This is a genomic window from Frankia sp. CoBUL1, from assembly GCF_978021245.1.
Genome location: NZ_CDXDOS010000070.1, coordinates 1 through 14,775 on the forward strand (window position 1 = coordinate 1; position 14,775 = coordinate 14,775).

General features: G+C 72.3%; 14 protein-coding genes. 7 read left to right on the forward strand and 7 right to left on the reverse strand.

Annotation, left to right across the window (positions count from 1 at the left end):
* Positions 1-378 (reverse strand): ATP-binding protein (locus AC08OX_RS07840; protein WP_476607207.1); only part of this gene is annotated, 378 nt, incomplete at its 3' end.
* Positions 379-498: 120 nt separating this feature from the next.
* Complete coding sequence (locus tag AC08OX_RS07845) at positions 499-1,458, reverse strand: NAD(P)/FAD-dependent oxidoreductase (RefSeq protein WP_476607194.1); 960 nt, start codon at positions 1,456-1,458, stop codon at positions 499-501.
* A 478-nt stretch (positions 1,459-1,936) separates the two neighbouring features.
* On the opposite strand from AC08OX_RS07845, the gene AC08OX_RS07850 reads away from it, so the two are divergent.
* Positions 1,937-3,109, forward strand: coding sequence for a DUF5926 family protein (locus tag AC08OX_RS07850; protein ID WP_476607195.1), 1,173 nt, complete (start codon positions 1,937-1,939; stop codon positions 3,107-3,109).
* A 95-nt stretch (positions 3,110-3,204) separates the two neighbouring features.
* Entirely contained in the window at positions 3,205-4,485 is a 1,281-nt protein-coding gene (locus AC08OX_RS07855) for a geranylgeranyl reductase family protein (protein WP_476607196.1), read from the forward strand.
* Positions 4,486-4,516: 31 nt separating this feature from the next.
* On the opposite strand, the gene AC08OX_RS07860 is transcribed toward AC08OX_RS07855, so the two are convergent.
* The 3 genes from AC08OX_RS07860 to AC08OX_RS07870 form a co-directional block, all read right to left on the reverse strand.
* Complete coding sequence (locus AC08OX_RS07860) at positions 4,517-6,694, reverse strand: MinD/ParA family ATP-binding protein (RefSeq protein ID WP_476607197.1); 2,178 nt, start codon at positions 6,692-6,694, stop codon at positions 4,517-4,519.
* 339 nt (positions 6,695-7,033) lie between these two features.
* Complete coding sequence (locus tag AC08OX_RS07865; protein WP_476607198.1) at positions 7,034-7,978, reverse strand: phosphotransferase; 945 nt, start codon at positions 7,976-7,978, stop codon at positions 7,034-7,036.
* Positions 7,979-8,013: 35 nt separating this feature from the next.
* Positions 8,014-9,435: a hypothetical protein gene (locus tag AC08OX_RS07870; protein ID WP_476607199.1), complete on the reverse strand. Its 1,422-nt coding sequence runs from the start codon at positions 9,433-9,435 to the stop codon at positions 8,014-8,016.
* 814 nt (positions 9,436-10,249) lie between these two features.
* Here AC08OX_RS07870 and AC08OX_RS07875 point away from each other — a divergent pair.
* From AC08OX_RS07875 to AC08OX_RS07895, 5 genes are read left to right on the forward strand one after another with little or no spacing between them, the layout of a single operon-like run.
* The gene (locus AC08OX_RS07875; protein ID WP_476607200.1) at positions 10,250-11,116 is read left to right on the forward strand and encodes a GNAT family N-acetyltransferase; all 867 of its coding nucleotides are present in this window, start codon (positions 10,250-10,252) and stop codon (positions 11,114-11,116) included.
* Positions 11,113-12,048, forward strand: coding sequence for a dihydropteroate synthase (gene folP, locus AC08OX_RS07880; RefSeq protein ID WP_476607201.1), 936 nt, complete (start codon positions 11,113-11,115; stop codon positions 12,046-12,048). Before AC08OX_RS07875 ends, folP begins: the two co-directional genes overlap by 4 nt.
* Complete coding sequence (gene folB / locus AC08OX_RS07885) at positions 12,045-12,512, forward strand: dihydroneopterin aldolase (protein WP_476607202.1); 468 nt, start codon at positions 12,045-12,047, stop codon at positions 12,510-12,512. Before folP ends, folB begins: the two co-directional genes overlap by 4 nt.
* Positions 12,502-13,107 carry a 2-amino-4-hydroxy-6-hydroxymethyldihydropteridine diphosphokinase gene (gene folK, locus AC08OX_RS07890; protein ID WP_476607203.1) on the forward strand — a complete coding sequence of 202 codons (606 nt, stop codon included), beginning with the start codon at positions 12,502-12,504 and terminating at the stop codon, positions 13,105-13,107. Before folB ends, folK begins: the two co-directional genes overlap by 11 nt.
* On the forward strand, positions 13,104-13,541 hold the full coding sequence (locus AC08OX_RS07895; RefSeq protein ID WP_476607204.1) for a DUF3180 domain-containing protein: 438 nt from the start codon (positions 13,104-13,106) through the stop codon (positions 13,539-13,541). The genes folK and AC08OX_RS07895 overlap by 4 nt, the downstream gene beginning before the upstream one ends.
* 373 nt (positions 13,542-13,914) lie before the next feature.
* Here AC08OX_RS07895 and AC08OX_RS07900 read toward each other — a convergent pair whose 3' ends face one another.
* Positions 13,915-14,160, reverse strand: coding sequence for a hypothetical protein (locus tag AC08OX_RS07900; RefSeq protein ID WP_476607205.1), 246 nt, complete (start codon positions 14,158-14,160; stop codon positions 13,915-13,917).
* Positions 14,161-14,587: 427 nt separating this feature from the next.
* Positions 14,588-14,775: hypothetical protein (locus tag AC08OX_RS07905; protein WP_476607206.1), on the reverse strand; the 188-nt coding region annotated here is incomplete at its 5' end.

Below are 14,775 nucleotides of genomic sequence, written 5' to 3' on the forward strand. Positions count from 1 at the left end.
GCCCTGGAACTGCACCCGGTCCATCAGAGCGCGCATGAGAAAGATGCCGCGGCCTTGCTCGGGAACATTATCTGGCCTGGGGGAATCGCCATTCTGGCGGGCTGTCCGATCGAGCTCATCCGCGCTGTCGAAACCGTCGCCGCGATCGCTCACCTCGATGACAGCGACTTCGTTGTCCACTCCCACCAAAACCTCGTACTCGTCGCCGGCATGGGCATGTAGAAGAACGTTGTCGCACGCTTCGGTCAAGGCGATTTCAACATCGTCAATGCATTCTTGATTGACGCCCAGGACCTTCAGGGACTGCGTACAGATACGTCGAATCACGGGTATGGAGATCTCATCGTGGGGCAACGACAGGCTTACTTTGATCTCCATGTCGGAGGGTGTACCCGCGTCACGCATCGTCAACCGAACGACCTACGCCGACGCAGGCTCGATCCGGTCACATGTCATCGGTCATCGTAATCGGTTATTGCGATAGGTTGTCGCAATCGGTTATCTCAATCGGGCGGCAAGGGCCCGGCCCAGCTCGGTGCCCGAGCGCCAGGCATTCTCGATCTTCGGTGTTCCCCAGCCGTCGCCGGCGAGCCCGATCCCACTGCTGGACAGGTAGTACGGCTGTTCGTGCGGACGGTCCGGGCGAGCGAAGGTCCACTTTTGCACATACGTCCAACTGGGTTGCATCGTGATGGTGAGCAGGCGCCGTAGCGCCGCGACGAGATCAGGCCCGGCCGCTGCGGGGTCGGCCAGCCGCGGCCGCGCGAAATCCGGCGTCGAGTGGGCGACCAGGACGGCGGCATTGTCACCTCGGCGACGACCGTCGTCAGCGATCCAGGTAATCGTATCGTCGTCGTGGACGAAGGCTCCGTCGATCGGTGCCCAGCACCGGTAGGGCCAGCCGGCGAGCAGCGCCAGCACCGGCGACCAGGGTCGGCCGGCGAGCTGCGTCCGCTCCTCGGCGCAGGCCGGGTCGAGATGGCGCAGTGCCTGCGGGTCGGGCATCGCGAGGACCACCGCGTCGGCGGCCTCGTCGTCGACGCGGGGACCCGGGGTGACCCGGCGGATCGGTGTGGACTGTGTGACCTGTACCCCGGCCCGGGACGCGAGGTCGGCGACCAGGGAACGCAGCCCGCGCGGGGCGGCGTACCGCAGCGGGCCGGAACGCGGCTCGGCCAGGGTGGCGGTCGGCCCACTGATTACCGACATTCGGTGCGTCCAGGGGCGTACCAGGCCACGGATGAACCAATCGTCCACGACTTCGCGGAACTCCGGTGAGGTGGCGGTGAAGTACGACGCGCCGGAGTCCACGATGCGCCCGTCTATCCACCGTGAGGCCATCCGTCCGCCGATCACGCGGCCCCGGTCACGGACATCCACGGTGATTCCCTCGGCTAGCAGTGCGCTGGCGCAGGCGATCCCAGCAATGCCCCCGCCGGCGACGACGACCTTCGCCACCGATCCCCCCTATATCGAGATGAATGCCGCGGGCGCCGTATGCCGATTGGCCTTTCACCGGTTCCCGCGGCGTCGCCCTCCTGGATGTGTCGCCACGGTGACGGTGGCTTGCGGACGAGCGTTGATGATGCTCGCCATCAGTCCCGCCAGCGCCCGTTCGCCGAACGGCTGTGTTCATCGTGCCCATTGAGGAGGGGTCCGCGTGCGGTATCCGTGGTGATGCTTTCGCAGCGACGGGATAGTCCCTGCCGCGGAAGAGGGTTATCCCTGAACGGGCGCCCGAGATACCGGGGATGTATCTGTCGTCGACCGGGTCTGTCGGCTGTCGGCCCTCCGTCAGCCCGCTCCCGCGACGGGATCGGTGACGTTTGCCGCGGCCACGGCCGCCACCCGGCACCCTCGTCATCCGCCGAGCATGGCTTAGCCTTACCAGCAGGAAGTCCATGACCGCGCGTGACGGTCTCTACCTCAGGAGGTCGTGATCGCTCGCCGACCCGCACCCCAGCGTCCCGGCACCCGCCCGGCACGAGTCGCCACGCCCGGCTCTGGCGGGGGAGCCGCACGGAGCCGTCGCCGCTCGTCCGTCCACGGATCCGATGGTGCCATCCCCGCCGTTGGACCGCGGGAACCCTGTCCCTGCGGGTCGGGCCGTCGTTACAAGGCGTGCCACGGCGAGCGGAACCGGCAGGCTCCCGTGCTGCGCCCGTTCGCGGGCCGCCGCGACGAGCCGGACCTGGTCGCCCTGCGGGAGCTGGTGCCCAGCGCCACCGCGCCGCTGGCCCTGGCGGCGGCCTACCTCGCCGACCATCCCGAGCACGCCGACCGGCGCATCACGCTCTGCACGATGCTGCCGCAGGCCGCCCCCGCCCTGGTGCGCGAGGACGGCGAAATCCTGGTCGCCCTGCAGATCGCCCTTCCGGGTCTGGACGTATCGCGGGACGTCGCCGGTGCCCTGCTCGCCGCACTCGCCGCCGAGTCGGGGAGTGTGATCGACATCCCGCCCGCCTCCGCGCCGCGTCTCGTGGAACAACTGCCCGCGGGACTCGCCGGGTTGCCCCGGCTCACCGACCTGCTGGACCCGGCGCCCCTGGACATCACCGTTCATTCTGGATTCGGATGGTGGCTGCCACCGTCCGACGAGGAGAGCGGTCCGAACCAGGAGGTGGCGGTGATGCTGGAGCGCGCCAACGCCACCGTGGTGCCCACCGTACGGCTCACCTCGGTGCCGGCCGCCTACTGGTGCCATCCCGGTGACCGCTGGCACCTGCGGTGGGCGCTTCCGCTGGCCTGGCCGGGTGCGGCGGGTGCTGCGGCGGGCACCGACTCCGAGGCCGAGGTGGTCGCTCCCATCGGCGCGGGCGCCGACGTCGCCCCCACCGAGGAGGCGTTGCTGGATGCGCTGGCTCGCCTGGCCGCGGCCGAACGTCTCACGGTGGGGGAGGGCTCCAGGTTCATCGGGTTCTTCCGCGCCGCCGGGCTCGTCGTGCCCGTCTGGGATCTCGCGCCCGGAAGCGAGGCGGGTAGCTGTGAGGAGCCGGCCGCCGCGCTGCGGGTGGCCTACCAAAGGGCCCTGGCCGACACCACGGCACTGACCGCGCACGAACGCCGGGTGCGGGCGGGTCTTGTTGGACGCAGCCTCACCCTGCGCTGACGGCATCGGCGCAGACCGCGCTGCCTGCGCAGACTGCGGTGCCTGGGCAGACTGCGGTGCCTGGGCGGGATGCGGTGTCGGGAGGATGGAGCGCTGTGAGCAGGGTTGACGACCCGGAGAACACCTTTGACGTCATTGTCGTCGGGGCGGGTCCGGCCGGTGGCAGCGCGGCGCGGGCGGCGGCGAACGCCGGGGCCCGGGTGTGCGTGCTCGAACGCTCGGCGGTACCTCGTTACAAGACCTGCGGTGGCGGCCTGGTCGGCCTTTCGGCGGATCATCTCGGCATCGAACTGACCGGTCTGGTTCGAGCCAGCGTCAGCTCCCTGACGATGACCTGGGACGGCCGCTTCGAGGTCACCCGCGGCCGGTCCGGCGGCCGTCCCTGGATGTCGATGGTGATGCGATCCGATCTGGACGCCGCTCTCCTGGCCGCGGCGGTCGCGGCCGGCGCGGCCGTGCGGACCGGTGCGCACGTGGTGGGGCTGACCGAGAGCGGGCCGGGCGGGACCGGGATCGCCGAGGACACCGGGGATCAGGACGACGGTTGGGTGACCGTGCGTCTGCGTGCGGGGGCGGACCTGCGCGCCCGGGTGGTGGTGGGTGCGGACGGCACCTCGGGTCGTTGCGGCACCTATGTCGGTGTCCGCTGTGACCAGGTCGACGTCGGCCTGGAGGGCGAGTTTGTCGCCGACCCGGCGCGCGCCGCGCGATGGGCCGGACGCATGCTCATCGACTGGGGGCCGGTGCCGGGTTCCTACGGGTGGGTGTTCCCCAAGGGACGGGTGCTCACGGTCGGCGTGATCGGTGATCGTGCCGAGGGCGCCGCGCTGCGCGCCTATTACACCCGGTTCGTCGACCGGCTCGGGCTCACCGACCTGCCGCGCCAGCATGACTCCGGACATCTCACCCGGGTGCGGGCCGTCGGCTCCCCGCTGCGGCGAGGCCGGGTGTTGGTCGCGGGGGACGCGGCCGGGCTCCTGGATCCGTGGACACGCGAAGGCATCTCGTTCGCATTACGGTCGGGTCGGCTCGCCGGGGAGGCTGCCGCCGCGGCGAGTGGGGGCGTCGGTCGCGCGAGGGCGGGCGTGACCCGGGCCGGGGGGGTCACGGATACAAGGCGGACTGGCCCGGGCGTCACGGCGCTCGACGCCTTGGCGGCCTATCCCGCGCGCGTCGAGGCGATCCTGGGCCCCGAGATGGCGGCGGGACGAGAGGTCTTGGCCGCGTTCACCCGCCGGCCGGGCGCGATGCACACGGTCATGGCGGCTCCGGGCACCTTCGGGCTGTTCACCCGGCTCATCGAGGGACGGACCACCATCGCCCGGCAACTGCGTCGTCCCGGCGTGCGGGCGGCGGTGGCGGCGCTGAGCTGCTGAACTGCTGAGGCAGCCGGCGGTGTCAGCGGCGTCAGCCGCCCGGGTAGCTGCGGCGTTCCTCGCCGAAGCGTTCGGCTACCGCGCCGGCGATCTCCCGATAGGCCGCCCGCGTCTCCCGTTTCAGGCTCGACAGCACGATCCGTCCCCCGTCGGCCAGATGCGGGTCGAACGGGACCCGGACCACCCGTCGCGTCCGGGCTTCAAAATGCCGTTCCAGCGTGTCGACGTCGACCCGCTCGCCCTGGACGGGGAACATCGAGATCACGGCGACCGCCTCGCGGACATGGTCGGAGTAGCCGTGCGCGTCCAACCAGTCGAGGGTGGCGCTCGCGCTGGACCCGCCGTCGGCGCTGGCGCTGCTCACGATCACCAGCGTGTCGGCCAGCTCCAGCACCCCATGCATCGCACTGTGCAGGATGCCCGTCCCACAATCGGTCAACAGGATCGAGTAGTGCCGTTGCAGTAGATTGTCGACTGCCCGGTAGTCGGCGTCCCCGAAGGTGTCCGACAGCTCCGGATCGTTGGCCGACGCCAGCACCTCCAGCCTCGAGTCGGCCTGTGACAGGTACCTGCGGACGTCCACGTACCGGTGCAGACGCGGAGCGTCCTCCAGCAGTTCGCGCACCGTGTGCGCGGAGGTGCGTGGCACCCTGGAACCCAGGGTGCCACGGTCCGGATTCGCGTCGATCGCCACCACCCGGTCATCGCGCAGGCCGGCCAGCGTGGAACCGACCGCCACCGTCGTCGTGGTCTTGCCGACGCCGCCCTTGAGGGACATCACCGCGATGCGGTGACAGTCGTGCAGCGGGTTCCGGATGCGCGCGAGGAGCCGGCGGTCGCGAACCTCGTCGGGGGACGGACCGGGGTTCACCGCGCCCGCCGAGACCTGGTACACGAGCCTGCGCCAGCCGCGGGACGCCGTCTCCGGGGGAGCGGGCAGCAGTGCGCTGGTGGCGAGCCCCGCCCGGCCGTTTCCCGTCTCCCGGGAACCCGGTCCCACCGGGCCACCGGCCCGACGCCGGCCGGCCGCGGCCGATGGGTCGTGCTCCGTCCGGAACGATTCGTCGTGGGCCCGGCCGCCGTGGGCCTGATCGCCGCGGTTCGGATCGCGGTGCCGCCCGGTCCCGGCCGGTCCGCCGGGCGACCCGGCCGGCTCGGGATCGCGTAGCCAGGAGGGGATGCGGCCGGCTTCGGTGGGCGTGCGGGCCGGGCCGGTGTACGGGCCGCCGGCTGCCTTACTTCCGGTTCTCGACCGGTCGGGCGGCGGCGCGGGATACTCGGTCGACGGTCGATAGGTCTCGTATCGCCCATCCATCTCGCCGTACGGCCGGGGAGCGGCGGAGTCGAAGTCCGCCCGTCTCATCGCGGCGGTCTCCTCCAGAGCGGACGAGCACGCCGCCGCCACCGGCGGCGTGCTCCGCCACGGATCATGGCGCTCGTCCCGCGGGGCCGGTGGCGGGGACTGGGCGTACGGGTCGGCCGGTGGCGGGTTCAGCGGCGGGCCCGGTGGCGGGGACTGGGCGTACGGGTCGGACGGTGGCGGGTTCAGCGGCGGCGGGTTCAGCGGATCGCCCCGCCAGGCCCGGGTCTCCCCCGGTGGGGGCGGCGGGTACGCCTGACCGAACGCCCCGCCCGGATTCGGGGGGAACTGGTCGAGCAGCGGATCGAAGGTGCGGGTCTCGATTGGCAGCATCCTGCCGTTGCCGTTGGCACTCTCCGTGCCTCGACGGTTCATGGCCGCGGACCCGGGCGTGCCCCGATCGGTCCAGCCAGCCGGGCCCGCCGGGTAGGAACCCGCTGCCTCGGAGCCCGTGGCCGACATCGGATCAACGCGGCGCATCGACGGCCAGGTATCGGAGACGGCAGGGGACGCCGCCGGGGCGGCAGTGCCCGGCCGGAAGACGGATGCCGCCGGCTCGGGGCGGTAGGGGCCGTCGACCGTCCAACCGGCGGCACCGGTGGAGCGCGGCTGCGCCGGACCAGTCTGCCAGTGATCCGGGTCGGCTCGGTCGGGGGACGACCGGTCGGGAGACGACCGGCCGGTGTCCGTCACTGCCGGCAGTCGGCTCGCCGAACGGGACGGCTGCTCGGTGGTCGGCGGCGGGGACCCGACGCGCCCGCCACGCTCCCACGGCCCGGGATTCGCGGGGTCCCGATCTCCGGCATCGCCGGCCCGGATGGCGCCGATCTCCCGAGGATCATCGTTCATGATTGTTCTCCGGGCAGCACACCACCTGGTTGATCCCCGGGGCGGGCATTCCCTCCGTCGTGTTCAAGGGCCTCCCCTCCGTTTGGGCGACCCAAGCCATGAGGCCGGGGTGATCTGACGACCACGCCCAGGACAGCGGTCCCCGGTAGCCCGCGTTCGGAGCCGAGCGTCCGGCACGTGGACGTGACCCGCCGGACCGGCCCGACAGGTCTGACCAGAATGACATGTGGTTCCGTGGACCGCACGGCCCGGCCGGTGGAAACGGTGTGCCTCGTGTGGTGCCGGCCCCGGGGCGTCTCCTCCCCGGGGGCCCTGACAGCGAGGGTGATGAGGGAGGCGTCAACGGTAGGGGGACCAGCGGACGCCGGTGTCGCCGGAGCGCAGGCTGTCGATCCTGACCCGGAACTGGGCGGCCACCGTCGCGCTGCTCCCCAGGATCGGCACCACGCTCGTCACCAGCTTCAGTTCCCGGACCGCCCGCAGGACGGCGAACCCGTCCCAGGTGGTGACGTCGAAGTCGTAGCCCCGGGCCAGATCGAGGTGGGCCTGAGGATCATGACCGAAGCGTAGCCGGCCGACCGCCACAGGAATCAGGTCCCATTCCGCCGGCCCCAGGCAGGTGGCGTCGAAGTCGCAGAGCAGCGCGCGGCCGTCCGCGGCCCGCACGAGGTTCGCCAGATGCGCGTCCCCATGTATGACGACCCGCGGCAGCGCGTAGCGGATGGTGGGCAGAGCCGCCGCGATCCGGCCGGTCATCTTCTCCAGGAAACGGCGGTCGGGCTCGGGGAGCGCCTCGGCGTCGGATAATCGCCGGCGGACGTCGTCGAGGGGATCCCAGCATGGCAGCGGCGGTTCCGGCGGCGCCAGGGTGTGCAGACCGCGCAGCGCGCCGGCCAGCTCCGCGGTGTCCGGCGCCGGACCGCCGGGCGGGGTGCCGGGTGGCGTCGCGTCGGCCCAGACCGTCGCGAGGAAGCCGGCCGCCGTGACCGGGGCCGGCACGCCGGGGAGCAGCCGGACGGCCGGGACGTGGTTCTCCGCCAGCCAGCGGGCCACCCGGACCACCTTGTTCACCCGATGCGCCATCGCGGCCGATCCGGTGATCCGGACAACCGCACCGGCCCGTGGCAGCCGGTACACCGCGTTCACGGTTCTCTTGATCATCATGGCATCCGAGTCGTCCAGGCCGGCCTTGGCGCAGATCGCACCGAGGGCGCGGCGGGTCCGCTCCGCGGTGAACCGCGCACCCTCCGGCGAGCCCGCCGGAGGGTGCGCGCCGTCGGCCACTGCGCCCTCGCACGGTCCTCGTACGGTGGCCGGCGTCAGACCGGCGAGCTCGGCACGGGAACCGCGCGCCCGCCGGGCCGCTGCCGCGCCGCGGAGCGTTGCCACTCCCGGATGAGTACCGCGAGGTCCCGCACCTGGCGCACCTCGCTGTGCGGCCGGGTGGCCGCGAGCAGCTGATCCGCGCGTCCCGAGACGGAGGCCACGGTTCGCCCCCAGGAGATCTGGATCGCCTCGGTGGCCAGTGCGCAGACCTGGTCGAGTTCCAGGCGACCCTGCCGGGCCAGCGCCAGGGCGAGATCGAGGCGGATCACCGACCGGAATCCCGGGGCGTTCATCCCGTCCAGCTTCGGCAGGGCGAGATCCGCGTGTTCCTGGGCGGCCTGTGGTCGGCCGAGTAGACACAGGGCCGTCGTGGCGTTGTAGGGCACCTCGACCGGATTGAACTGGTCGAAACTCGGACCGGGACGGCCCCACTGGTCCGCCGGGATGGCGTCCGCCAGGTCGTACGCCCGGTCCAGGGCCTGGGCCGCGCCCCGCACGTCACCGAGGGCGGCGAGGGCACGCGCCTCCTGGCAGACAAGTCGGGCCCGCACGGCACCGCCACTGACGTGGGTCAGCCCGTCCCGGGCAAGGCGGAGCGCCTCGTCGGGCCGGCCGGCGTAGAACTCGTTGACGGCCGCGACTTCCCGGGCCGAGCCGCGAAGCGCACCCTCACCCACCGAGCGCCCCGCCTGGAACCCGAGCGACGTCAGCGACCGCGCGGTCTCGATGTCACCGAGTTTGAAGGCCGCATCCGCACCCAGCACGGCGACCCGCCCCCGCAGCACGTCGCGCCGGTGGGCATCGCCGGCGGGGATGGACCGCCGGCTGAGTCGCTCCAGGCCGCGGCGCAACCGCTCGGTCTGGGCCAGGATGTGCGCGGGTGGGGTCGCCTCGTGCGCGTCGAGGAGGTCGTCGAGCAGATCGTCGGCGCGTTCCAGGGCGAGCTGGATCGGACTGGCCGCGAGGACGTCCGAGACCTCCATGATCTGTCCCTCGGCGAGGATTGCGGTCATGACCGCCGCTCCCGCATAGCGATGGAACTGCCTGCGGTCCGAGGCACCGGGGGCCGGAGCGCCAAGGCGTGTGGTGTGGGGGGCCGACAACGGTGTCGGCTGCGCCGGGATCGCTCCGCTCACAGTGCCGAATGGTGCTTCGCTCACAGTGCCGAAGGATGGCGTGCCCGCGGGTGCCGGCGACACATCGGTGGGGCTTGTTGCGGCTTTCGTCATCGAAGGCTGGGGCGGTGGCGCCGGCTCGTAGTCCTCGGGGCGGTCGTCCGGAGGGGTGCGCGCCGGCGGGATGACGATCGACTCGGTGGTCGCCCACCAGGGTGGGAGAGGGGCCGCCCGGCTCGTCGGGACCCAGGCACCGGGGTCGGGCCCGCGCGTCGGTGAAGATCCGCTCGACTGCGGCATGCCGCGCGTCCTTCCTTCAGACAGCACCACGGTCGTGACCGTGACGACAAGGTAGTGGGGGTAGAGCCCACCGCGAGAAGCGACCGACCGGGGGCGCACAGTGAGACCACGCGCCCGCATCGGTGCCGCGACCGCCATCCTCCCTGACGGCGGTCCGGCCGGATCCAGCGATCAACGGCCGAAGTCTCCCGGCGGTCGTACGACGGTCTCGCTGCCGCCGGCCGGTCGTTCTGGTCGTTCTGGTCGTTCTGGCCTGTGTCTCGCTTTGTCAATAGTAGGAGGGAGGCTGCGCCGGAGGGTGATGATTACTGGTGCGCAAAGTTTCTGTCATCGTGGCTCTGCGTGGTGTTACCCGGAGGTTTCCTTTGCCGATCATGTTCGGCGGGCAAGCCGGCGGCGGTGCGATGCGGCGGTGGAGCTCGCCGGTCGGCGGTGGCGGGATGAGGAAGGGGGGCGCTGGCAGGACCGACAGGATCGCGCGGCGCAGGCTTGTGGATCATCGCCCCGGCCCGGGAGGGTCCCGGGCGACGAGCCGAGGGAGGCCGGGATGCGGCCCGCCGCCGGTTCACTCCAGAACGGGAACGAGGCGGCAATAGCTTTGTAATCATGACACCTTGTCATGATTACCGAAAAGGTGAAGCTGGGGGGCCCGATGTTGGTCCGATCGGCGCAGGCGTCCATCCCCGCGCTCGGGTCGTCCATCCCTGCGTTCGGATCGGTAGCCTCGGTATCGTGGTCGATGGCCCCCCGACGTGCTTTCCGGCCGGCAGGTCGCGCAGCTGGTGTCGACCAGGCCGGCCGTGGTCGGCGCGCCGTGCCTGATGACCGCGTGGCGCGGTGTCCCGCCGATCCGCTGGTCGGGCCGCGGACGAACCTGCCGTCCGCCGACGCGTCCCTGGCCCGTGAGCTCGATGACCTGGCGCACCGGGCCTGGCCGCCGTTGCGCCAGGTCGAACAGGCCGGGTGGGTGCTGCGCGAGTCCGCCGGATCGTCCCGGCGAGGCAACTCGGTCTGGGCCCGCGGCGACGTGCCCGACCTCGCCGCGGCGCTTGCCACGGTGCGGGATTTCTACACCGCCGCCGGTCTGCCGCCGACCTTCCAGCTGACACCCTTCTCCCGGCCGACCGGGCTCGGCGCGGTCCTCGACGCCGCCGGGTACGACGACACCGGTCCTACCGACGTCTGCACGGCGCCTCTCGCCGGCCTTGTGCGTGGTGCCGACCGGGCACCGGCGGCTGCCGGCTCGGTGGGGATGACCGTCACCACCACGCCGGCGGATGAGTGGCTGGATGTCGCCGGCCAGGTGCTGACGACGTTCAACGCGCAGCGGCCCGGCACGCTCGCGGTGCTCTCGGCGCTGCGGCTGCCCACCATCTACATCACCCTGACCGTGGACGGCATGCCGGCGGCGGTCGGACGCGGCATCGCGGACGACCGTTGGCTGGGTGTCTACAGCATGGCCACCCTGCCCGTGGCCCGTGGCCGGGGCGCGGCCCGCCGGGTTATCGCGGCACTCGCCGAGTGGGCTGCGGGCAGAGGCGCCACTCATGCGTATCTGCAGGTCGAAGAGGTCAGCGCCGCGGCGCGGGGCCTGTACGCCGATCTTGGTTTCCGGCCGGTCTACCGCTACACCTACCGCCGTGCGCCGCTGGATGCGACGTCCGGTGGAGGTCTCCCATGAGCGGGACCGTCGAGGAACTCCTCCTGCCGGGCGGCCTGACCAGGGTGATGGGCGTCGTCAACGTCACGCCGGACTCGTTCTCGGACGGCGGTACCTACCTCGATCCGCTGGACGCGGTCCGGGCCGGGCTGCGGATGGCCGACGACGGGGCGGATCTCGTCGACGTCGGTGGCGAGTCGACCCGACCGGGCGCGTCTCGGGTCATCGCCGCCGAGGAGATGCGTCGCGTGCTTCCGGTGGTGGCCGAGCTCGCCGCCGCGGGCGTCCGGGTCAGCGTCGACACCAGCCGTGCCGCTGTGGCCGCCGCCGCGGTCGACGCCGGGGCGGTGCTCGTCAACGACGTGTCCGGCGGCGCCGATCCCGATCTGCTCGGTCTCGTCGCCGACCGTGGCGTGCACTACGTGCTGATGCATGGGCGGGGGACCAGTGCGGACATGGCGTCCCGGGCGGTGTACCGCGACGTGGTCGCGGAGGTGGTCGCGGAGCTCGTGGACCGGCTCGGGGCCGTGCTGGCCGCCGGGATCGCCGAGGATCGGGTCATCCTCGACCCCGGCATCGGCTTCGCCAAGACCGCCCGGCACAACTGGACGCTTCTGCGCCACATCGACGCCTTCGTCACGCTCGGCCGGCCGCTGCTCGTCGGCACGTCCCGCAAGTCGTTTCTCGGCTCGGTACTGGCGGACGCGAACGGCCCGTCCCGGCCGGTTGCCGACCGGGACGACGCCACCCAGGCGACCACCGCGTTGCTGGCCGCGGCCGGGGTGTGGGGCGTGCGGGTGCACGCCGTCCGGCCGGCCGCCGACGCCGTGCGGGTCGTGCGCGCCTGGCGGGACGATAGTGACCGGCGCGGGGACGGACCCGAGGCCGATCCCGGCCGGGCCGTGGATCCCGGCCGCGTGGAAGATCGGGAGGTTCCGTGGGCTCCGCGGTGACGGGCTCCGCAGCGGAGGTCGCCTCCCAATCGAGGGCCACGTCGCTCGACCGGATCACCCTGTCGGGGCTGCGGGCTCGCGGCTACCACGGGGTTCTGGCGGCGGAACGGGATCTTGGCCAGGAGTTCGTCGTCGATGCCACGCTGTGGCTCGACCTCTCTTCGGCGGCGTTCCACGACGACGTGACCCGCACCGTGCACTACGGCGAGCTTGCCGAGACCCTTGCCGGGATCGTCACCGGAGAACCCGTGAATCTGATTGAGACCCTCGCCGATCGACTCGTCCGCGCCTGTCTGCGGGACGGTCGGGTGATGCGGGCCGAGGTGACTGTCCACAAGCCCGCGGCCCCGATCGCGCTTCCGTTCGCCGATGTCGCGGTGACGATCGTCCGCAACCGGGTCGACGGCGGCGAGTCGGTGACCGCGCCGGACGCGGCTGCGGGGGTCGCCACCGATGGCGGGTGACCGGATGATGACCCGGCCGGACCATGCGGTGCTGTCGCTCGGGTCCAACCTCGGCGATCGTCTGGGCCGGCTGTCCGCCGCCGTCCACCGGCTCGACCGCGCGCTGGGGGTGCTCGCCGGCTCACCGGTGTACGAGACGGCACCCGTCGGTGGACCCGAGCAGGACGACTACCTGAACGCCGTCGTCCTGGTGCGCCCGGCACCCCCGCGTGATCTGCTCGAGGTCGTCCGCGAGGTGGAGGAACGGGCCGCGCGGGTCCGGGCCGTCCGGTGGGGCCCGCGAACGCTCGACGTCGATGTCATCGCGATCGGTGACCTGCGCAGTGATGACCCCGAGATCCTCGTGCCGCATCCCCGAGCACATCTGCGGGCCTTCGTCTGCGTGCCCTGGCTGGACGTTGATCCCGAGGCGACGCTGCCCGGGCACGGGCGGGTCGCCGATCTGGTCGCCCGGATGGCCGCGGGGAAGCACCCGGCCGGTCTGCGCCGGACCCCGTGGTCGCTGCCGGATCCCGTGGTCGAGGCGGATCCGGGGGCCGGTGCCGTCACCGATCCCGCCGTCGACGGCAGTGACGCCGAAGAGGCGGCCAGGTGAGACCGACCCGGGCGCGTGATCTCATCGCGGTCGCGGTGGCGTTCGGGGTACTCGGGTACCTGCTGCTGTGGTGGGCGTACCGATCGATTCCCACGCTGCCGCGAACAGCGTCGGTGTCGGTTCTCATGATCGGTGCCATCGAGCTCCAGGTCGCATCCCTGACCCGTCGCCGGCTGGAGGGGCGGCGGGGAACGCGGCCGATCCTCCCGCTCACCGTCGCCCGGCTCGCCGCGTTGGCCAAGGCGAGCTCCGTCGTCGGAGCGGCGCTTGCCGGCATCTGGGCGGGTGTGTTCGGCTACACCATGCCCCGCACGGGGGAGTTCCCGACCGCGGGCGGCGACGCGCTCACCGCGGGTCTCGGGTTGGCTGCGGCGATGGTGCTGTTGACCGGGGGCCTCATCCTCGAACGGGTGTGCCGGGTCAAGAAGCGTTAGCCCGGCCCGGCCCGGCTCCGGGCGGAATGTCCTGATGGAACACCGAAAAGTGATGTGATAACCGATGGGCCGACTGTTCTGATTCGTGTTGGCAGGACTACTCTGGGGTAGATTGCGATATATGACCGTGGTCGGTGTCGGGGTTGTCCCGGGTCACCTCCGTAGGGTGGTGATTGTCGGCGTTGTTCGCGTCGTCGGTGGATGGTGCGGTGACGTGGCGCCCAGGCGCCGGGGGCGGGAAGGGGCGGGTGATGGTCGCTGAGGGCAGGAACTCGCACGGTGGCACGCGCGCGCAGCCGCGACTGAACCATGGTCGGGTGGACCATGGTCGGGTGGGCGATGGCGCCGATCCCGGCCCGCCCGCCGGTCCGGTTCACGACCCGGCGCGGAACTTCTCGGACCCCGTGCGTGACCTCCCTGCCAACGCGGCTCGGGCCGCTCCCCGGTCGGGTCCGGCAGCTGAGGGAACCGCCGCGCCCCGGCGCCGCCAGCCGTCCGAGGGCCGGATCGTCGCGTTCAGCACGCTGGCGACGAGATCCGCCAGGAGGCCCGAGCCCCGCCACTCGTCGCGAGCCGCCGCGCCGACGTTCGACGGACCGGCGTACGGGGACGATCCCATACCGTACGATATCGTACAATCTCATACAGTGACGCCCGCGCAGGTTGATCGGCCGGCCTCGGCCTGGCGGTCCCCGGGCGGGCCAGTCCCGCCCGGGGAGCGGCCCGAGCCGGCGCAGCGGCCCGCCCATCGCGGCGGTTGGCCCGACCCACGCGGCGCGGGTGTCTCCCCGCCGGGTGGGGTCGATGCCCCCCGGCACCGACCCGCGTATTCCTCGTCTCCCCCGGACCCGCGCGTGCCGTCCGGGCTGGACCGGGGATCTCTTCCGGACCCGGACGGCTTCTCCCGGGGAGGCGGTCGGCCGGGTTCCGGACTTCGGCCGGGTTCCGGGCTACTGGACGAGGTCAGCTTCACCGGGTACCAGCACGCGATCAGGGACGACGGCCCACGGACCGCCGGGGAACCCCGGCGCGCCCCGGACCGGATGTCACCGGGCGCTGCCTCCGGCCGGCCACGAGCGGACCCGCCGGGACAGGGCCGGTGGGGGAGCCCTGAAGTCGATGGGCCGGATGCCGGCGACGCTGCCGCCGTCTCGGAGCCGGCCCGCCCGCACGGCCGCGTGGCCGGTAGCCGAGCCCGTACCCGAGCCGGTACCCGGGTCCCGGCTGGAGGGGG